Source organism: Enterobacter sp. Tr-810, from assembly GCF_011752765.1.
GTDB lineage: Bacteria > Pseudomonadota > Gammaproteobacteria > Enterobacterales > Enterobacteriaceae > Enterobacter > Enterobacter soli.
Map to the genome: position 1 here is coordinate 271,686 of NZ_VWWW01000003.1, position 18,560 is coordinate 290,245.

Annotated in this window: 17 protein-coding genes; 10 read left to right on the top strand and 7 right to left on the bottom strand. The window is 55.7% G+C overall.

Annotation, left to right across the window (positions count from 1 at the left end; translation table 11 throughout):
• Positions 1–68: 68 nt before the first annotated feature.
• Positions 69–1,040: a LacI family DNA-binding transcriptional regulator gene (locus F3J30_RS11390; RefSeq protein ID WP_014069219.1), complete on the top strand. Its 972-nt coding sequence runs from the start codon at positions 69–71 to the stop codon at positions 1,038–1,040.
• A gap of 1 nt (position 1,041) precedes the next feature.
• Here the strand turns inward: F3J30_RS11390 and F3J30_RS11395 are convergent, their stop codons facing one another.
• Both F3J30_RS11395 and F3J30_RS11400 read right to left on the bottom strand, forming a co-directional pair.
• Positions 1,042–2,286 carry a mechanosensitive ion channel family protein gene (locus tag F3J30_RS11395; RefSeq protein ID WP_014069220.1) on the bottom strand — a complete coding sequence of 415 codons (1,245 nt, stop codon included), beginning with the start codon at positions 2,284–2,286 and terminating at the stop codon, positions 1,042–1,044.
• 66 nt (positions 2,287–2,352) lie between these two features.
• The gene (locus F3J30_RS11400; protein ID WP_166717312.1) at positions 2,353–3,789 is read right to left on the bottom strand and encodes an MFS transporter; all 1,437 of its coding nucleotides are present in this window, start codon (positions 3,787–3,789) and stop codon (positions 2,353–2,355) included.
• A gap of 107 nt (positions 3,790–3,896) precedes the next feature.
• Here F3J30_RS11400 and F3J30_RS11405 point away from each other — a divergent pair, with 107 nt between their 5' ends.
• The 4 genes from F3J30_RS11405 to F3J30_RS11420 all read left to right on the top strand — a co-directional run bounded on the left by F3J30_RS11405 (position 3,897) and on the right by F3J30_RS11420 (position 6,569).
• A complete protein-coding gene (locus tag F3J30_RS11405; protein WP_014069222.1) occupies positions 3,897–4,775 on the top strand; it encodes a helix-turn-helix transcriptional regulator in 879 nt (292 codons plus the stop codon).
• A gap of 24 nt (positions 4,776–4,799) precedes the next feature.
• Entirely contained in the window at positions 4,800–5,834 is a 1,035-nt protein-coding gene (locus F3J30_RS11410) for a DUF2157 domain-containing protein (protein ID WP_166717313.1), read from the top strand.
• Positions 5,835–5,971: 137 nt separating this feature from the next.
• Positions 5,972–6,301: a type II toxin-antitoxin system RelE/ParE family toxin gene (locus F3J30_RS11415; protein WP_014069224.1), complete on the top strand. Its 330-nt coding sequence runs from the start codon at positions 5,972–5,974 to the stop codon at positions 6,299–6,301.
• The gene (locus F3J30_RS11420; protein ID WP_014069225.1) at positions 6,282–6,569 is read left to right on the top strand and encodes a helix-turn-helix transcriptional regulator; all 288 of its coding nucleotides are present in this window, start codon (positions 6,282–6,284) and stop codon (positions 6,567–6,569) included. The genes F3J30_RS11415 and F3J30_RS11420 overlap by 20 nt, the downstream gene beginning before the upstream one ends.
• A gap of 33 nt (positions 6,570–6,602) precedes the next feature.
• On the opposite strand, the gene nfsB is transcribed toward F3J30_RS11420, so the two are convergent.
• The 3 genes from nfsB to F3J30_RS11435 form a co-directional block, all read right to left on the bottom strand.
• On the bottom strand, positions 6,603–7,256 hold the full coding sequence (nfsB, locus tag F3J30_RS11425; RefSeq protein WP_166717314.1) for an oxygen-insensitive NAD(P)H nitroreductase: 654 nt from the start codon (positions 7,254–7,256) through the stop codon (positions 6,603–6,605).
• Between the two features lie 120 nt (positions 7,257–7,376).
• Complete coding sequence (locus F3J30_RS11430; RefSeq protein ID WP_166717315.1) at positions 7,377–7,745, bottom strand: MmcQ/YjbR family DNA-binding protein; 369 nt, start codon at positions 7,743–7,745, stop codon at positions 7,377–7,379.
• Positions 7,735–8,325 (bottom strand): TetR/AcrR family transcriptional regulator, encoded by a 591-nt coding sequence (locus F3J30_RS11435; protein ID WP_166717316.1) that lies wholly within the window; start codon positions 8,323–8,325, stop codon positions 7,735–7,737. The genes F3J30_RS11430 and F3J30_RS11435 overlap by 11 nt, the downstream gene beginning before the upstream one ends.
• A 189-nt stretch (positions 8,326–8,514) precedes the next feature.
• Between F3J30_RS11435 and F3J30_RS11440 the strand changes: the two genes are divergently transcribed.
• A complete protein-coding gene (locus F3J30_RS11440) occupies positions 8,515–9,618 on the top strand; it encodes an MBL fold metallo-hydrolase (RefSeq protein WP_166717317.1) in 1,104 nt (367 codons plus the stop codon).
• Between the two features lie 32 nt (positions 9,619–9,650).
• Entirely contained in the window at positions 9,651–9,992 is a 342-nt protein-coding gene (locus tag F3J30_RS11445) for a RamA family antibiotic efflux transcriptional regulator (RefSeq protein WP_014069230.1), read from the top strand.
• A 108-nt stretch (positions 9,993–10,100) separates the two neighbouring features.
• Here F3J30_RS11445 and F3J30_RS11450 read toward each other — a convergent pair whose 3' ends face one another.
• Positions 10,101–12,245: a TonB-dependent siderophore receptor gene (locus tag F3J30_RS11450; RefSeq protein ID WP_166717318.1), complete on the bottom strand. Its 2,145-nt coding sequence runs from the start codon at positions 12,243–12,245 to the stop codon at positions 10,101–10,103.
• Between the two features lie 123 nt (positions 12,246–12,368).
• Here F3J30_RS11450 and F3J30_RS11455 point away from each other — a divergent pair, with 123 nt between their 5' ends.
• The gene (locus F3J30_RS11455; protein ID WP_166717319.1) at positions 12,369–13,937 is read left to right on the top strand and encodes an alpha/beta hydrolase-fold protein; all 1,569 of its coding nucleotides are present in this window, start codon (positions 12,369–12,371) and stop codon (positions 13,935–13,937) included.
• Here F3J30_RS11455 and F3J30_RS11460 read toward each other — a convergent pair.
• A complete protein-coding gene (locus F3J30_RS11460) occupies positions 13,923–14,171 on the bottom strand; it encodes a DUF1158 domain-containing protein (RefSeq protein ID WP_166717320.1) in 249 nt (82 codons plus the stop codon). The genes F3J30_RS11455 and F3J30_RS11460 overlap by 15 nt on opposite strands.
• Before the next feature lie 489 nt (positions 14,172–14,660).
• Between F3J30_RS11460 and F3J30_RS11465 the strand changes: the two genes are divergently transcribed.
• On the top strand, positions 14,661–17,381 hold the full coding sequence (locus tag F3J30_RS11465; RefSeq protein WP_166717321.1) for a cation-transporting P-type ATPase: 2,721 nt from the start codon (positions 14,661–14,663) through the stop codon (positions 17,379–17,381).
• 111 nt (positions 17,382–17,492) lie between these two features.
• Positions 17,493–18,557, top strand: a complete 1,065-nt coding sequence (locus F3J30_RS11470; RefSeq protein WP_166717322.1) for an efflux RND transporter periplasmic adaptor subunit — start codon at positions 17,493–17,495, stop codon at positions 18,555–18,557.
• Positions 18,558–18,560: the final 3 nt, after the last annotated feature.

Genomic DNA, 18,560 nt, shown 5'->3' on the forward strand with positions numbered 1-18,560 from the left:
CCCGGTTCGCCGGGCAACAAATTTATGATAGCCTGCATAAAACGCTAACCGCAGGATGTGTCGTCGTTATGTCAATTCAGAAAATCGCTCAGCTTGCCGGCGTGTCCGTGGCCACCGTGTCGCGCGTGCTCAACAACAGCGACACCGTAAAGGCAAAAAACCGCGAGCGCGTTCTGTCAGCCATCAAAGAGAGCAACTACCAGCCTAATCTGCTGGCACGCCAGCTGCGCACCGCCCGCAGCTACATGATCCTGGTGATGGTGTCCAACATCGCCAACCCGTTTTGCGCGGAAGTGGTGAAAGGTATCGAAGAAGAGGCCGAAAAAAACGGCTACCGCATTCTGCTGTGCAACTCCGGCTCTGATATCGAACGTTCCCGCTCAGGCCTAAGCCTGCTGTCAGGTAAAATTGTCGACGGCATTATCACCATGGATGCGTTCACCAAACTTCCTGAACTTTCAGCGCTGATTGGGGCGGCACCCTGGGTTCAGTGTGCCGAATACGCAGATGCCGGGGCCGTGTCCTGCGTGGGGATCAATGATGTCGATGCCTCGCAACATGTGGTGAGTCAGCTTGCCGACAGTGGTCGTAAACGCATTGCCCTGATTAACCACGATTTAAGCTACAAATATGCCCGCCTGCGCGAGCGCGGCTATAAAAGCGTGCTGCATCTGCGCGAACTGGATTATCAGGTTGTGGAATACGCACGCGATCTCAGCTCTGCCGCCGGGATGACCGCGATGCAAAAGCTGCTGGCGGATAACCCACCGGATGCGGTGTTTGCCGTATCGGACACGCTGGCGGCAGGCGCGCTGCGGGCGATTGAGCAGGCGGGGCTGCGCGTGCCGCAGGATATCGCCGTGGTAGGGTTTGACGGCACTGAGCTGGCAGACATGATCTCCCTGACCACTATCGAACAACCTTCGCGGGATATCGGGCGCAAGGCGGTCGATCTGCTGCTGAATAAAATCGACAACCCGGATGCGCCTACAGAAAGGGTGATGATGGACTGGCGCTTTATATCCCGCGCCAGCTCCTGAGTTATTTCGCCAGTGCACCCGCCAGCGAGCGAATATCGTTCCCGGTTGGTGACTGGTGAATGCGCAGTCCAAACTCGTCCACTACCGCGAAAATATGATCGAAAATATCAGCCTGAATAGTTTCATATTCTGCCCAGATAACCGTATTGGTAAAGGCATATATTTCGACCGGCAGACCGTTGGCATCAGGGGCTAACTGGCGCACCATTAAGGTCATATCTTTGCGAATGCGCGGGTGGTTACGCAGATATTCATTCAGATAAGCGCGGAATGTCCCGATATTGGTCATTTTACGCAGGTTCAATACTGACTCGCCTTCGCCGTTTTCCTCATTCCATAAACTGATTTCTTCATGGCGTGCGGCCATATAAGGTTTGAGCAGTTTTGCCTGAATCAGATGCTGTTGTTCCTGCTCACTGAGGAAATGGATGCTGGTGGTGTCGATATTCAGGCTGCGTTTAATCCGCCGCCCGCCGGAAGCCGACATCCCACTCCAGTTGATAAAGGCATCAGACACCAGCGCCCAGGTTGGGATGGTGGTTATCGTGTTATCGAAGTTGCGAACTTTCACCGTGGTCAGGCCGATATCCGTTACCGTGCCGTTAGCCCCGTATTTTGGCATCTCCAGCCAGTCGCCAAGCCGGAGCATGTCGTTGGCGGACAGCTGAATACCGGCCACCAGGCCCAGGATCGGGTCTTTAAAGACCAGCATTAATACCGCCGCCATCGCCCCCAGGCCGCTGATCAAAATGGCGGGCGACTGACCAATTAGCAGGGAGATAATCAAAATCCCCACCAGGATTGCGCTGACCAGTTTTATCCCCTGGAATATCCCTTTCAGCGGGAGCTGTGAGGCGGTCGCCATTTTTTGCGACAGCCTGAGCATCACGTCCAGCAGCGAGAAGAAAGAGAGCAGGGCGTATACCATCACCCACAGTTTTGCGCAGGTGGTCAGGATCTCAGCGGCTTCGCTGCCTTTTTGTAACCATAATACCGCCTGGACGTTGACGATAATCCCTTGTAAGGTAAACGCCAGACGGTGAAATAACTTATTTTGCGTGATTATCTGCAACCACAAATGGCTACTGGCCTGGGCGCGTTTTTCAAATGCCCGCAGCACCCCTTTGTGCAGAATAAAATGTACTACGATGGCGGTAAGAAAAATAATACCAAAGATTATCACCAGGGAAGTGGTGTGATTAATTTCAATGCCTAACTCTTCAACCTGAGCAATTAATTCCTGCATAACGTCTCCTGTATTGATGCAGCCCCATAATGGCGGCTGCGGATCTATTATGCAAATTCGGAGGGTTTATTTCACCGCGTGGCAGGCCTTCACTACGGGCATACACAGGCGATGACGCATTCGCAGTGTGACCAGCGCCAGCACCACCATCATTCCCGTTTCGACCACCAGGAACAGGTTAATCGCCTGAGTGTAATCACCGTGATGGCTTTGCAGCGCGTGCAGCAAAATCGCCCCGAAAATGGCCGGGCCAAGGCCTAATGCTGCCTGTTGCAGGGTGCTCAGAATGGCGCTGGCAGCACCGGCATCGTCAGGCTGGATATCGCGCATCCCGATACGGTAGAAACTGTTGACGATCAGCGCCTGGCCGTAACCCACCAGCCCGGTTGCCGGAGCCAGGGTAAGGGCGGTATTGCTCATCCCCCAGACGCGGAAAGTGGCAATCAGCGCCAGCAGGCCGGTTATCTGGATAGCCAGACCCATCAGCAGAATATGGCTGGTACTGTGGCGGGCAATCAGGCGCGGGGCAAACCAGGCCGAGATGAAATAGGTCACGCCCAGCGCTATAAAGCTGTTCCCGGACTGCCACGGCGCCATACCCAGACCCGTTTGCATGGTCAGCGCCATGCAGAACATAAACCCGGACCAGACACTGAAAAAGAGCATCGCAATCAACACGCCAAAACGAATGCTGCCGAGCTGCAAAAGACGCGGCGGGATCAGCGGATGGTCGTTCTCACGCTCTTTTCTGCGCGCATTCATCGCCATTAGCCAGGCCAGCGGAATAATGGCTATCAGCGCAGCCTTAAGCGGCCAGGACCAGTGCCACTGCGGGCCAAGCGCCATCGGGAACAGCAGGCAGCAGAGGATCGCCGCCAGTAGTATTGTCCCTTGCCAGTCGATGCGCGACGGGGTTTCTCGCCGGGTTTCCGGGACATAGCGGCAGCTTAATGCCAGCACAATCAGGCAGAATGGCACGTTGATGAAAAAGGCATTTCGCCAGCCCAGCCCGGCGATATCCGCGGATACCAGCCAGCCGCCGCCCATCTGCCCGACGATAAAGGCGATGCCGCCGATACCGCCAAACAGGCTGATCGCTTTGGCGTGCGCCGTTCCTTTTAGGGTGACATGCAGCGTGGCGAGGATTTGCGGCATGATAAGCGCGGCTCCGGCACCCTGAACGATACGCGCGGCCAGCAGTTGTTCAACACTGCCTGCAATGCCACACAACAACGACGCCAGACCAAAAATTGCTATCCCCGCCATAAACAGACGACGGCGACCCAGGTTATCGCCAAGCTTACTGCCCAGCGCCAGACAGACGGCAAACGCCACGCCGTAGAGCGCGACAATCAGCTCCAGCTCAGTCGCAGTGGCGTGTAACGAGTGGGTAATGGAGTCCAGCGCGACGTTGGTGATTGAGGTATCAATCAGCGGCAGCATCTGGCCGGTTAACAGCAAAATCAGGCCTGCACGACCCGGTGAAACAACAGACGTATTCATGGTAACTCCATTGCGTCATTCAACAGATGGTCGTAGCATCAACGATCTGATAAACGGGTACCAGTTCTTGCTTATACTGGTACTGGCACTACCACGCAGAGGGAAATATGGCGCTGATGTCTGAACCTGTCACCTCGCTTCAGGATGACACCCGAAAACAGCTGGGGGCATTTTTGCGCGCGCGTCGCGAAAGCCTCGATCCGCAGCGACTGGGTTTACCGCGCAGCGGACGCCGCCGCACGCCGGGCCTGCGCCGTGAGGAAGTCGCATTGCTGGCGGATGTGGGCGTCACCTGGTACACCTGGCTTGAGCAGGGCAGGGATGTGAACCCGTCCAGTGCAGTGATGGCGGCGGTGGCGAAAGCGCTACAGTGCACCCCGACCGAGGCCCGGCATGTCTTTGTTCTGGCCGGATTGCCGCCGGGTGAAGCCCCGCAGGCGGTGTGCTGCGAGGGCATCAGCGAAGGCACACGTCGCCTGCTCGATACCCTGATGCCGAAGCCTGCCAGCATTCAAAAACCCAATTTTGACATCGTGGCGTGGAATGACAGCTTTGGTCACCTGATGGGCGTTGATTTCAATGAAATTCCGCCGGAAGACCGCAACTGCATTTATCTGTTTCTTACCCATCCGGCGTGGCGCGCCCGGCTGGGCAAGCGCGACGATGTGCTGCCGATTTTTGTCTCATACTTCCGTGCGGCAATGGCGGAGCACCGGGGCGATCCCCTGTGGGAAGCGAAACTGGCGCGGTTCTTTGCGGTGTCCGAGGAGTTTAAAACCCTCTGGCACCAGCGTAACGAGGTGCGCGGTGTCGAAAATCAGCTCAAACTGTTCACCCATCCGGAGCTGGGCGATTTTACTCTCCAGCAGATGTACTGGTATTCCGCGCCGCGTAACGGATCGCGATTGCTGGTCTATCTGCCGGTGGATGAGACCGGGGAACGGGCGCTGACATGGCTGGCGGAACAGGCTGTTATACTCAGTTAAATCCAACTCTTTCAGGGATCGAATATGAACGTTACGCGTAAGCAAGAAAAAGTTCTGCGCCGCGCTCTCACCGAGTGGGAACAGGAGGGCGCATTAACGGCTGAGGAGCATCAGCGTCTGGCGGGTAGCCTGAAACGCGTTGCGATGGACTGGCAGCGTCTGAGCCGCTACGCCTTCTGGACCGCGCTGGCCTGCGTCATTATCGCCATTGGCAGCCTGTTTGCCGACAGCGAGTTGATGGCGCGTATCATCGAATTTTTCTCTTTCTCGTCCATCGCCCGTATCGGGTTGCCTGCGCTGGTGGCGGTGCTGTTTTACCTGTGGGGATTTGCCAGACAGCGGCGGGAAACCCAGTGGCACTACAGCACAGAGGCGCTCCTGTTCCTTGGCGTATTCTTTACCGCCATCGCGCTTTGGCAGCTTGGCGAAAGGCTTGATAACGGCAGCGGTCACATCGCACCGCTGTTCCTGGCGGGCTGCGCGGTTTACGGGCTGGTAGGGTTCTTCGGGCGCTCAGGGTTGGTGTGGCTGTTCTTCCTGCTATCGCTTGGCAACTGGTTTGGTGCGGAGACGGGCTATATGTCCGGCTGGGGCGCGTACTGGCTGGGGATGAATTATCCGGTGCGATTTATCTTCTTTGGCGGCGCGCTACTGGCGCTGTGCTGGGTATTGCGCGCGATGTTGCAGGCGCGTCATCTGTACACCACCAGTAAAGCGATGGGGCTGACGTACCTGTTTGTCGCGCTGTGGATCATGTCGATTTTTGGCAACTACGATGTGAATAACTGGTACAGCGTCACTCAGGCTTCACTGCTGCCTTGGGCTCTGCTGTTTGCCGTCGCGGCGGTGCTCTGCATTTACATCAGCCTGAAAACCGACGACGGGATGCTGCGCGGCTTCGGCCTGACGTTTCTTGCCATCAACCTCTACACCCGCTATTTCGAATACTTCTGGGACGGGATGAACAAAGTGGTCTTTTTCCTGATCCTCGCGGCATCGCTGGCGGTGATAGGGCGTTATGCCGAGAAAATCTGGCACGCCGGGAGTTCGGTTAAGTAGGTTTTGCGAGGCGCTTTCAGGGAATGAATACGGTTTCTCCTGGGCCTTGATAAAGCGTGTAAGGTATCTCACGGAAGGCAAAATTAGCCTTTAATGCAAATTGCCTTATATGCTAATATCATCAGGGATGACATATTGTGTTCAGACTCATTGTCCATGAGGCAGTCAGAGAAGAAATCCTCTCATTGCCAGCAGGGGTACAGGCGAAGTTGATTCGCCAGCTTGATAAACTGCGCAGTAATCCGACGGCGCTACGAGAGCCCGACAGCAAACCCTTACCCTATGGTTTGTTTGAAATCAGAACTATTGGGCTGCTTCATAGCCGCGGGATTTATGTGTATCAGCAGGGGAAGACGATTTTTCTGCTGCGAGTGTTTATTAAGAAGACCCAGAAAACGCCCTCTGCGGAGATCCGTCTGGCATTAAAACGACAACAGGAGATGTTGGATGAGCAAGAAGATGATTGACTGGGATGCGTTAAGATCTGAACTGCTAAGTCACTCAGACGTGCAGGCGGCATTTGATGCAGAGGAACGCAAAGAACGCCTGCGTGAAATGCTGGCGCAGTGGCGTAATCATGCTGGTCTTACGCGTGCGCAGGTTGCGGAACGAATGGGAGTCAGCGCGCCAACGGTTTCCCGCATGGAAGCCAATATTACCCGGGCAAGCCTGGATACCTTAACGCGTTATGCGCTGGTATGCGGTGTTAAGCATCCGCAGATTACGCTGTACTGAAATCTGGCACGCCGGAACGCGTGCCAGTAGCCATTAGCACTCGGTGACAACGGTGCTCAGCGGCAGGCGAGATTTTGGCAGAGTGGCGTTGAAATCTTCCACGCTGTGATGCCCGACCGGCACCACCACCAGGCTGGTGAAGCCTTTCTCTTTCAGGCCAAACTCTTCGTCGAGGATCGCAGCGTCGAAGCCTTCAATTGGCACCGCGTCCAGGCCCATCGCGCCCACGCCCAGCAGGAAGTTGCCCACGTTCAGGTAAACCTGTTTCGCCATCCACTGATGGTCATCTTTCAGATCGACGCGGTGCATGTCGGCAAAGTAGTGGCGGCCTTTGTTATTGGCAGCTTTTGCTTCTGGCGTGGCAAAACGACCATCGGCATCTTCCTGGTCTACTACACGTTCCAGCCAGGCGTCGTCCATTGCGGTTTTTGCGCAGAAGACCACAACGTGAGAAGCATCCAGCATTTTGCGTTCGTTGAACACATACGTGCCTGCGGCAGATTTTGCCACGCGCGCTTTACCTTCTTCAGTGCTGGCAACAATGAAGTGCCATGGCTGTGAGTTGGTGCTGGACGGGCTGTATTGCAGCAGGGTTTTAATTTTCTCGCCTTCTTCAGCGGTCAGTTTTTTGCTTGCGTCGAACGCCTTTGTTGAGTGGCGTTTCAGGGCGACAGAAATGATATCCATAACAACTCCTGGTGATGAAATTCGCCCGTCTGCGGGCGCGAAAGGAAAGCAGATTACAAGGCAATGCGGGAAAAGATAAGTGCAATACGAGCGCTTATACTGTTCGTCTCAGCCGAACAATCAGACCGGGCGTATCCACTTCTGATCTTTTTTGGGCAGCTTATCGACAATCAGATTCCATGAGTCGGTGATCAGGTCGGCGACCAGTTCCGGGGTCATATCCTCGGTACCATAAAGTGAGATCCAGTGTTTTTTATTCAGATGGTAACCCGGCTCAATACCGCGGTAGATCTGCTGATTTAACAAGGATTTTTCAGGATCAGATTTCAGGCTCACGTGTGGCCGCCCGTGGGCGACTGCGATAATCATAAAGATCTTACCGCCCACCTTAAACACGTCGAATTCCGGGCCAAAAGGCCAGCAGTGTTCCGTGAACGGCTGCTCGAGCGCCACGCGTTTTGCGTGTTCCTGCAACGATTTACTGTCCATCGGCTTCCTCATAAGCCAGCCCGCGCCACATGGCTTCAAAACCGAGTGCTTTAAACTCGACGGCGCGTGACGGATCGCGGGTGGCAAATTCCATTGTGGTTTCAGCCAGCGATAAGAACATCGCATCACCGAAGGTTTTGAATTCATCAGACATAAAGACCGGGCGCACCGAGCGGCGGCACAGCTCATGCAGTTCCGGGAACATCTCTTTTACGGCCTGTTCAGTCTCAATACTGATCTTTTCGCTGACACCAAGCTGACGAATGGCAGCGTGCGCGACAGGATTACGAATGCCCCAGTCTACGTAGCTGTTCCAGATGTTGCGGGTATGCTCTTTGGGCAGGGTAATGCTGCGATCCAGATTCGCCAGCATCGTCTGGCAGAGATCCTGCTTCAGATGCAGATAGAGGGCATTCAGCAGATCGTCTTTGGTAGCAAAGTAGCGGAACAGCGTGCCTTCGGCGACGCCCGCGTTACGGGCGATTAAGGCCGTTGAGGCGGCGATACCTGACTGTGCAAATGCAGCGGTTGCTGCTTCCAGTAAGGCCTGTTTTTTATCTTCACTCTTAGGACGTGCCACTAAATTTCCCCTCCTGTCAATTGTAAAAACCATGATTGAAACACGTGCTTTGCCACGCTGCAACGCGGAATGTCAAAGATCGAAAACGTCTTGACGACTTTCTCGTCATATCTATAATGAGTGCTTACTCACTCATAATCAAATTTACCCGCGCAATCCATCGGATGGGGCGCGTAGCCGGGTCAGGATATGAAAAAGCCTCTATTCATCTGCGTGGTGTTTGTCATGATTATTGCTTCAGCTGCAAGTTTACCTTTTGTCCTGAATGCCGGATTTGGCCAGCCACCGCAGGGTGAGCAGCTAACGGAAGTTGAAGCGTCTGTGCAGTATCGCGACGGGCGTTTCCACAATACGCTGCCTACGCCGGGCTATAACGGCGACAAAAATATGCTGGTGGCGATGTGGGAATTCCTGACCAAAAAAACTGAAAACGCGCGTCCTGCCGGGCCGCTGCCGCTGGTCAATACCGATCTGGCGAGCCTGCCGCTGGAACAGGACACGCTGGTGTGGCTCGGCCACTCGTCCTGGTTTATGCAGCTGACGGGCAAACGTATCCTGATCGATCCGGTACTTGGCAACTACGCCGCACCGTTCTCGTTCCTGAATAAAGCCTTTGCGGGCGAATACCCGTGGCGCGCGGAGTCCATGCCGGACATCGACCTGCTGATTATCTCTCACGATCACTACGATCATCTGGATTACGCCACCATCAAGGCGCTGTTGCCGAAGGTGAAGCGCGTGGTCACGCCGCTGGGCGTGGGTTCGCATCTGCGCTACTGGGGCATGAACCCGGCGATCATTGACGAGCGCGACTGGAATCAGTCGGTGCGTATCAGCGATGAACTGATGGTGCATGTGCTCCCGGCACGTCACTTCTCCGGGCGCGGCATCAAACGCGACCAGACCTTGTGGGGCAGTTTTATGTTTGTCACTCCTGAGCAGAAGGTTTACTACAGCGGTGATTCCGGTTACGGGCCGCACTTCAAAGCTATTGGTGAGCAGTTTGGCGAGGTGGATTTAGCCATCATGGAAAACGGCCAGTACGACCAGGACTGGAAGTACATCCACATGCTGCCGGATGAAACCGCGCAGGCGTCGGCAGATCTTAACGCCAGAGCAGTTGTGCCGGGGCATAACGGACGTTTTGTGCTGGCGAAGCACACCTGGAACGATCCGCTGATCCAACTGGCAAGAGCCAGCAAGGATAAAAACTATCGGCTGCTGACGCCGGAACTGGGCGAACCCGTCCGAGTGGGTGATACCACCCAACAATTTAGCCAGTGGTGGGAATAATGTTTAATCGGGAAACAGAGGGGGAGAGCAGCATGACTATTTCCGCTCAGGTCATCGACACCATCGTCGAGTGGATCGACGACAATTTACATCAACCGTTGCGCATTGAAGAAATTGCCCGCCATTCGGGGTATTCAAAGTGGCACTTACAGCGGTTGTTTATGCAGTATAAAGGTGAAAGCCTGGGGCGCTACATCCGTGAACGTAAGCTGCTGCTGGCGGCGCGCGATCTGCGCGAGTCGGATGAACGGGTGTACGAGATCTGCCTGCGCTACGGGTTTGACTCACAACAAACGTTTACCCGTATCTTCACCCGCACGTTCCACCAGCCGCCTGGCGCGTACCGCAAAGAGAACCACAGCAGGGCGCATTGAGATACATTCCCCTCACCCCGGCCCTCTCCCACAGGGAGAGGGAGAACACCGGGCAATCCCCTCTCCCTGTGGGAGAGGGTTAGGGTGAGGGAGCAGAGCGCACAATCCCTACCAGCTGTAATTCACCGTCGCCGTGACCGTGCGGCCAATCCCGTAGAAGCACGCCGTGTCGCTTGCGCATGATGCCACATACTTGGTATCCGCCAGGTTATTCACGTTGAATTGCATGCTCGCCCCTTTCAGGCTGCTGCTCATCTCGCCCAGATCGTAGCTCACCATCGCGTCATACAAGTCCACCGACGGCACCTTAAAGGTGTTCTTCGCGTCGCCGTAGCTGGTGCCGATGTAGCGCATCCCGACGCCTGCGGTCAGGCTCTTGAGCGCGCCGCCCGGAACAGTATAGCTGGCGAAAGCCGAAGCCATATGCGCTGGAATACGTGCAGGCGTTTTACCTTCAGTTCCCGCCACCGTGGTGCTCCTGGTTTTTGCATCCGTGTAAGTGTACGAACCAATCAGGTTGATGTTCTCCATCAGCGTGGAGTGGATCTCCGCCTCAACGCCTTTCGAACGCACCTTGCCCGCGTTCTCGAACCAGCCTTCGGTGCTGTTGTAAGTTGCCACGTTGTCCTGGGTTAAATCGTACAGCGCCAGGGTCATCAGCGTGGTATCGACAGGCTGATACTTCAGGCCGATTTCGGTCTGCTCGCCGGTGGTCGGTTTAAACGGCCCCACGCCCGGCGCGCGGTTGGTTTGCAGGTTCGGTTCAAACGAGGTGCTATAACTGACATACGGCGACAGGCCAAAATCGAACGCGTACAGCAAGCCTGTGCGCCAGGTAAACTTGCTGTCGTTTTGCTGGGTGAAGCTGCTGTCGGTGAAGTCGTTGGTGCGCACTTCGCTCCAGTCGTAACGTCCGGAAACCAGCCACTCCCAGCGGTTCCAGCTCATCTGATCCTGCAAATACAGACCCATCTGGTCGAGATTTTGCTGTTCGTCGGTGGCGGTCATGAAGGTGCTTTCATCCACGTTCACCCCGTAAACCGGATTTCGCCAGTCTAGGTCATACTGCGAGCCGCTCCCACGCTCCAGAAGCTGTTTATCTTTGCTGGTTTTGTAATCAAACCCGCCGAGCAGGGTATGGCCAACTTCACCGGTATTCACCAGGTATTCCAGCTGGTTGTCGAGGCCAAACTCGTTGGTGGTGCGTTCCTCATGCTGGGCGCGACGGGTTAATACCGAGCTGTTGGCGGCGCTGGTGGCGTAAACCAGATAGCGGTATTTCTGCTTAATGGTGGCGTAACGCGCGTTCTGGCGGAAGGTGAGGTTATCGGCAAACTGGTGTTCCAGCTCGTAGCCAATCATCGTTTGTTCGCGCCAGGATTGATCGTAATCCGGATCGCTGACGTTAAAGTCGCGCGGGATGTATTTCCCATCGACGCTTTTCACCGTGCCGTAGGCGGGCAAGAAGTTGCGGTAGCCTGCGTCCGGATCTTTTTGGTAGCTGGTGAGCAGCGTAAAGCGGGTTTGATCGTTCGGATACCAGGTGATCGCCGGGGCAATCGCCATGCGCGTCTCTTTGTAATCATCCACCTGATTATGCTGGGTGCGGGCGATACCGTTCACGCGATACAGCACGCGGCCATCGTCGCTGAGCTTACCGCCGAAGTCAAACGCGCCTTCTGCCAGGTCGTTATTGCCGGTGCGAAACTGCACGTTATGGATGGATTCCGTGGTCGGGCGCTTGCTGGTCATGCTGATGAGCCCGCCCGGATTCACCTGACCAAACAATACGGACGCCGGGCCGCGCACCAGCTCCACGCGCTCCAGCAGCCACGGGTCTACTGTGCCCGTCTGCGACGAGGCCGTTGCGCCAAAGCTCAGGCCGTCGAGGAATTTCGGCACGTAGCTAAAGCCGCGCACAAACACTTCATCGTTACGGTTCGACGATCCGCGGTACTCGGTAAACACCCCCGCCGAATAGCGCAGCGCCTGTGACACGGAGGTGACGTCCTGCATCTTCATCTGATCGCGGGTGATCACCGACACCGACTGCGGCGTCTTCACGATCTCGGCGCTGGTTTTGGTCGCCGAGAGGGTTTTGGTGGCCACAATCCCCTTCACGGGGGCGGTGGGTTCTTCGCTGACCCCCTGCGTTACCGTAATGGTTTCTTCTTTCGTTTCTGCCTGGGCCGTGACGCTGACCGTCGCCATACTCAGCAGCCAGAGCTGCATTATCTTATTATTTCTAAACATTTTTATTTAACGTCCTTGGTTGCTATCGCCATAAAAACACCGGTAAATTGGCCTAGATGATATTGCAAATTATTACCATTTGCATTAGCGTTGGTAACAAATTTCGTCAGGGAACAAGCGGTAATGAAGAGGGTATGGAGTGGGTTGTTAATCGGGATCGGTACGTTGCCAGCGATGGCGGCGGCCTGTGAGCACTCTTCCTTGCAGGGAGACGTTCAGGGGAAGTTTGATGCCAGTGGCGAAGTCTGTTTTTTACTTCCGCCGCTGGACGAGAATTACGTTTCCGCCACGCTGAACGGCGTAACGGATGCTCGCCTGCTGGACGGGCAAAACCGCGGCATCCGCACGCTGGTTGAAAATGGCCCCGCCGATGGCGAACACACGCTCCTGTTTGCGCTGCCGGTGAAGCAACACACCTCGCTGGTGCTGCACGGTGAAGCGGGTAAACCCTGGCGTTTTCAGTGGCGGATGAAAGAGACTTCCGCCTTACCGCGTGTACAAATGCTGGCACCTGAAAGCCCGACGCTTCAGGCGCTGGCAAAAGAGATTGCTGCCGGTGGGAGTACCGACGCGTTCTGGCAGGCGCGGAGTCGGCAGGGAACGCCGATGGTGGAGCCGGTTGATGCGAGCCACAAGCGCGTGACCTTCCTGTGGCGCGGCGCGCGGGATAACGTCTATATTCTCGGCTCGCCGGCGGGCGATCACGATCCGCTGTTTCGGCTCGGCAAAAGCGACGTCTGGTTCCGCAGCTACGTGGTGCCCGCCGACACGGTGATGCAGTACAAGATTGCGCCGGACGTGCCGGTGATTGACGGCTCACCGCGCGACCAGCGGCGCGCCATTCTGGTGAGCGCTCAGGCCGATCCGCTCAACCCAAATACCTTTGGAGAGCAGAAGACCGATCGCTGGAACCGCTACTCGCTGCTCGATCTTAGCCCCGCACGCTACTGCACCGTTCAGGCCACGGCGCAGCCGCTGGTTCACGGGACGCTAAGCCGTCAGAACATGGCGAGCAAGATCCTCGGCAATTCCCGCGAAGTGATGATCTACAGGCCGCGTGGCGCACAGCCTGCACGCTGGACGCTGATCCTCTTCGACGGACAGGTTTATCAGGATGAGTACCACTTCGCCAACGTACTGGACGGCCTGATTGCCCGCCACCACCTGCCTCCGGTCAATGTCGTCTTTATCGATAGTCTCGATCACGCACGTCGTGGCAAAGAGCTGCCACCGAACCCTGATTTCGCAGATTTTATGGCTCACGAACTGCTGCCGTGGCTGCGCGGGCAGGGGATTGCCCTGCAACGGAAAAAAACGGTGCTGGCAGGTTCTAGCTATGGCGGGCTCGCCTCATCCTGGGTGGCGCTGCGATATCCACGCTTGTTCGGCAATGTGCTTAGCCTGTCGGGATCGTACTGGTGGGCACCGAAAGGGGAAGCGCCCGGCTGGCTTACGCGGCAGTACCAGCAGGCGCCGCCGTATCCGGTACGCTTCTGGCTACAGGCCGGGAAGTTTGAAACCACGGGGCCGGGCGGGGGGATTTATCGTACCACGCAGGATTTTGAACAGGTGTTACGGGAGAAAGGCAATCGCGTCAGCTTCCATCCGTCATCCAGCGGCCATGACTATGCGGCCTGGTGTGAGGCGCTGATCCACGGAATGCGCGATTTCACTGGCTTACGACGCCAGTGAAAACCAACGGCGCCAGACGAAACGCAGGATAAAGAATTCGATGGCGCCAAGCACCAGGAACCACAGGCAGAAAAGGATGGTGTAGAGCTGGTTAAGATCGACCAGGCGGAAGGTCGCCATCATTTTCTGCGCCAGCACCAGCCCGAGCGAGGGCGCCGGTAACAGCAGGCAAGAGAGCAGAGCCATCAGCAAAATGCCCCCGGCGGTTAGCAGCGATTCTAACGGGTGTTTCATATTAATGTTAATCGTCAGTTAAAAAAGTTATTGTCGGGCATATTGTAGCGTAAAGCAATATAAACCCGATATTCACTTTTTGATAAAACCAGGGTCGTGTTTCGCTAATAAATAACCGAAACAGAATAATATTCTTAAGGCGATTAAACTAATATCGGGTTATGTAAATAAATGTCTTCCTCAGGCAAATAATTTTACAAATGTATATGTGCTATATCCAATTAACGTTGCAATAACAATGGCGGCGACAATATATAACGCCAGGCGGCGTCCGCGATAAATGCCAAACATGGTGGCTCCTTGTTTAGTTCTGGTTTAGAAATATTTTGTAAAAATCAGTTCATCGAAATAATTTTAATCAGTTTTGAATAACCTGGCAGTAATTATATTGCGATAGATCAATTTAAGCCGCAAGCCTTAAAAATGAATTTATTAAAGCCAGAAAGGAATTCAGGCTTCCGTCCACCGGATATTGAAGGATATGACGTAATGACCAAGATGATGAACTCGCAGAATATACCGCCCGCAGGCGGAAATGTGCAGGGTAAGCCCTACCAGCAAACGGTAGAGCAAGTACTTGCTCACAAGCAGACTCATGCAGACGGCCTTGACCGCGCAGAGGCGAAAGCCCGTCTGAACCAGTATGGCCCGAATGCGCTGCCGGAAAAAAAGGGTAAGCCTGCGTGGCTGCGTTTTCTGGCGCATTTTAATGATGTGCTGATATATGTTCTGCTGGCCGCTGCGGTACTCACCGCTGTCATGGGGCATTGGGTCGATACGCTGGTTATTTTAGGCGTGGCGGTCATTAATGCGCTGATTGGTCATATCCAGGAAAGTAACGCTGAAAAATCCCTGCAAAGTATTCGCAATATGCTTTCCAGCGATGCGCGGGTAATTCGTAATGGCAGCCATGAAACTATTCCTACAACTGAAATAGTCCCGGGCGATATTATTGTATTACGCGCGGGCGACCGTATTCCGGCCGATATGCGTCTGATTGAGGCCCATAATTTACGCGTTGAAGAAGCTATTTTAACGGGTGAATCAACGGTTGTGGATAAACACATTCTGCCACTCGAGGGTGAATTATCGCTGGGCGACCGCACCAACCTGGTGTTTTCCGGTACCACTGTCAGCGCGGGTGGTGGCGTGGGCGTGGTTATTGCCACCGGGCAGGATACAGAGCTTGGCCATATCAATCAGATGATGGCGGGCATTGAAAAGCACCGCACCCCGCTGCTGGTGCAAATGGACAAACTGGGTAAAGCCATTTTCGCCATTATTCTGGCGATGATGGCCGCGCTGTTTGTCTTCAGCCTGGTATTGCGCGATATCCCGATGGGGGAATTGCTGCTCTCGCTGATAAGCCTTGCAGTGGCTTCGGTACCGGAAGGTTTACCGGCGATTATCTCCATTATCCTTTCCCTGGGCGTACAGGCGATGGCTCGCAAACGCGCCATTATCCGTAAGCTGCCAACGGTAGAAACCCTGGGGGCGATGACCGTGGTCTGCTCGGATAAAACCGGTACGCTGACCATGAACGAAATGACCGTTAAAGCCATTATCACGGCGGACACTTGCTATCGCGTGGACGGCAACAGCTATGAGCCCGTGGGCAACATCTATCTTGAAGGCAGCGATGAGCCGGTACAAATCCAGCCGGGCACCGTGCTGGAACAGTACCTGCGCACCATCGACCTGTGTAACGACAGCCAGCTGATTCAGGATGAACGCGGTTTGTGGGGCATCACCGGTGGGCCAACCGAAGGTGCACTGAAAGTGCTGGCGGCGAAGGCAAATCTGGAGCCAGTGATGACCACGCTGGTTAATAAGATCCCGTTTGACTCTCAGTACAAATACATGAGCACGCACCACCAGATTGGTGGCGAGGAGCAGATCCTGGTCACCGGCGCGCCGGATGTGCTTTTCGCCCTGTGCGAGCAGCAGCAGACCCGAAATGGTACGGAAGCCTTTAACCGCGCGTACTGGGAATCAGAGATGGAGCGTTACGCACGCCAGGGACTGCGAATGGTTGCTGCTGCGTTCAAACCGGCGAACGGTGAGACCGCACTGACCCATGACGACCTGAACCACGGGCTGATTTTCCTCGGTATCGCCGGGATGATGGATCCGCCACGCCCGGAAGCTATCGATGCAATCCACGCCTGCCAGCAGGCCGGGATCCGCGTGAAGATGATCACCGGCGATCATCCGCAAACGGCGATGAGCATCGGCCAGATGCTGGGGATCACCAACAGCGTGCAGGCGGTGACAGGCTATCAGCTGGAGAAAATGGACGATCAGGAGCTGGCGAATGCGGCGGTGGAATATGACATCTTCGCTCGTACCAGCCCTGAGCATAAGCTGCGGCTGGTGAAAGCCTTGCAGGACAAGGGTGAAATCGTCGGCATGACCGGTGACGGAGTCAACGATGCGCCAGCCCTGCGTCAGGCTGATGTGGGTATCGCGATGGGAATTAAAGGCACCGAAGTCACCAAAGAAGCGGCAGATATGGTGCTGACGGATGACAACTTCGCCACCATCGCCAGCTCGGTGAAAGAGGGGCGACGCGTTTACGACAACCTGAAGAAAACCATTCTGTTCATCATGCCAACCAACCTGGCACAGGGGCTGTTGATTGTGATTGCACTGCTGGCGGGGAACATCATTCCGCTGACGCCGGTTCTGATTTTGTGGATGAACATGGCCACTTCCGCCACGCTCTCCTTCGGCCTGGCTTTTGAAGCCGCGGAGCGAAACATCATGAAGCGCCCACCGCGTCAGACCGGGCAGCACGTGATGGATGCCTTTGCCGTGTGGCGTGTGGCCTTTGTTGGCACCATGATCGCCATCGCTGCATTTGCGCTGGAAGCCTGGCTGGCACCACGCGGCCACAGCGCTGAGTTCACGCGTACCGTGCTGTTGCAGATGCTGGTGTGTGCGCAGTGGGTGTACATGATCAACTGCCGTAACGCCGACGGGTTCTCCCTCAACCGTGGTCTGCTGGCGAACAAAGGTATCTGGCTGGTAACGGGCGTGCTGTTACTGCTGCAACTGGCGATTATCTACCTGCCGTTTATGCAGATGCTGTTTGGCACCGAAGCCCTGCCGCTGCGCTACTGGGCTATCACCCTGGTGATTGCAGGCGCGATGTTCTTCATCGTTGAAATCGAGAAGCGTCTGACCCGCAGGTTCCGCAAGGCTGCATAACTCAAACCTTACCCCTCACCCTGCCCTCTCCCCATAGGGGAGAGGGTGTTCAAGTTCCCTCTCCCCTATGGGGAGAGGGTTAGGGTGAGGGGAAAATACTGAGGTACTCCCATGAAATTCCCACTCCTTCTTACATTCCTCGCCTGCACCCTGCAAACTGCATTTGCTGCCGCTATTCCGGTGCGCATTGCCACCGTAGAGCAAACCGCTCACGCCGCGGAACGCCAGATCCCAGGGCGTATCGAAGCCATCCACACCGTTGAGCTGCGCGCCCGCACGGAAGGCGTTATCACTCAAACCCATTTCCGCGACGGGCAGTATGTGAAAAAAGGTGATGTGCTGTTTGAACTGGACGATGCCGAACCGCGCGCCGCGGTGCGCCTGGCACAGGCCGAGGTGAAAAGCGCCAGCGCCACGTTGCGCCAGGCGCAGCAGCAGCTGACGCGCTTTGAAAGCCTGAAAAACAGCAATGCCATCAGCCGGAATGATGTGGATAACGCCCGGATGCAACGCGATGTGGCAAGTGCTGCGCTGGAACAGGCTCAGGCGCGCTTAGAGGCACGTAACGTCACGCTGAGCTACACCCGCATCACATCGCCCATCGATGGCCGCGTGGGGCATAGCCAGTTTCATCAGGGGAGTCTGGTAAACCCGGCAAGCGGTGTGCTGGTGGAAGTGGTTCAGCTCGATCCCATTCGCATCGCTTTCGCGCTGGAAGAGGGGGCATTTGCAACCAAAGCCGGACAACATGCGGATATCAGCGCCCTGAAACAGGCCTGGCAGGCGCAAATCGATAGCAACGACCAGCGTGCGAACGGTGAACTGACCTCGGTGGACAACCGTATCGACCCACGCACCGCCAGCGTGATGCTGCGCGCTGAGTTTGCAAACCCGCGTCATCAGCTGTTGCCGGGTGGCAACGTCAATGTCTGGCTTCGCCCCTCCAGCGAGCAGGATGTTATGACCCTGCCTGCCGCCGCAGTGCAGCAAAACGGTGACGGGTACTTTACCTGGGTGGTGAATAGCGATGGGAAAGCTGAAAAACGCCCGCTGAAAATCGCCGGGCAGATGGGGCAACAGTTCCGGATCGCCTCCGGTGTGAAGCCGGGTGAGCGGGCCATCGCTGAGGGTGCACAGCGCGTGCAGCCTGGCGCCGTTGTCCAGATACTGAATTAAGGA

Bases quoted from the DNA above. Each gene is read 5' to 3' on its own strand.
- F3J30_RS11420 (WP_014069225.1), top strand. From the start codon at position 6,282: ATGAGCAAGAAGATGATTGACTGGGATGCGTTAAGATCTGAACTGCTA.
- F3J30_RS11400 (WP_166717312.1), bottom strand. From the start codon at position 3,789: ATGAATACGTCTGTTGTTTCACCGGGTCGTGCAGGCCTGATTTTGCTG.
- nfsB (WP_166717314.1), bottom strand. From the start codon at position 7,256: ATGGATATCATTTCTGTCGCCCTGAAACGCCACTCAACAAAGGCGTTC.
- F3J30_RS11395 (WP_014069220.1), bottom strand. From the start codon at position 2,286: ATGCAGGAATTAATTGCTCAGGTTGAAGAGTTAGGCATTGAAATTAAT.
- F3J30_RS11410 (WP_166717313.1), top strand. From the start codon at position 4,800: ATGAACGTTACGCGTAAGCAAGAAAAAGTTCTGCGCCGCGCTCTCACC.
- F3J30_RS11455 (WP_166717319.1), top strand. From the start codon at position 12,369: ATGAAGAGGGTATGGAGTGGGTTGTTAATCGGGATCGGTACGTTGCCA.
- F3J30_RS11470 (WP_166717322.1), top strand. From the start codon at position 17,493: ATGAAATTCCCACTCCTTCTTACATTCCTCGCCTGCACCCTGCAAACT.
- F3J30_RS11465 (WP_166717321.1), top strand. From the start codon at position 14,661: ATGACCAAGATGATGAACTCGCAGAATATACCGCCCGCAGGCGGAAAT.
- F3J30_RS11390 (WP_014069219.1), top strand. From the start codon at position 69: ATGTCAATTCAGAAAATCGCTCAGCTTGCCGGCGTGTCCGTGGCCACC.
- F3J30_RS11460 (WP_166717320.1), bottom strand. From the start codon at position 14,171: ATGAAACACCCGTTAGAATCGCTGCTAACCGCCGGGGGCATTTTGCTG.
- F3J30_RS11450 (WP_166717318.1), bottom strand. From the start codon at position 12,245: ATGTTTAGAAATAATAAGATAATGCAGCTCTGGCTGCTGAGTATGGCG.
- F3J30_RS11440 (WP_166717317.1), top strand. From the start codon at position 8,515: ATGAAAAAGCCTCTATTCATCTGCGTGGTGTTTGTCATGATTATTGCT.
- F3J30_RS11430 (WP_166717315.1), bottom strand. From the start codon at position 7,745: ATGGACAGTAAATCGTTGCAGGAACACGCAAAACGCGTGGCGCTCGAG.
- F3J30_RS11405 (WP_014069222.1), top strand. From the start codon at position 3,897: ATGGCGCTGATGTCTGAACCTGTCACCTCGCTTCAGGATGACACCCGA.
- F3J30_RS11445 (WP_014069230.1), top strand. From the start codon at position 9,651: ATGACTATTTCCGCTCAGGTCATCGACACCATCGTCGAGTGGATCGAC.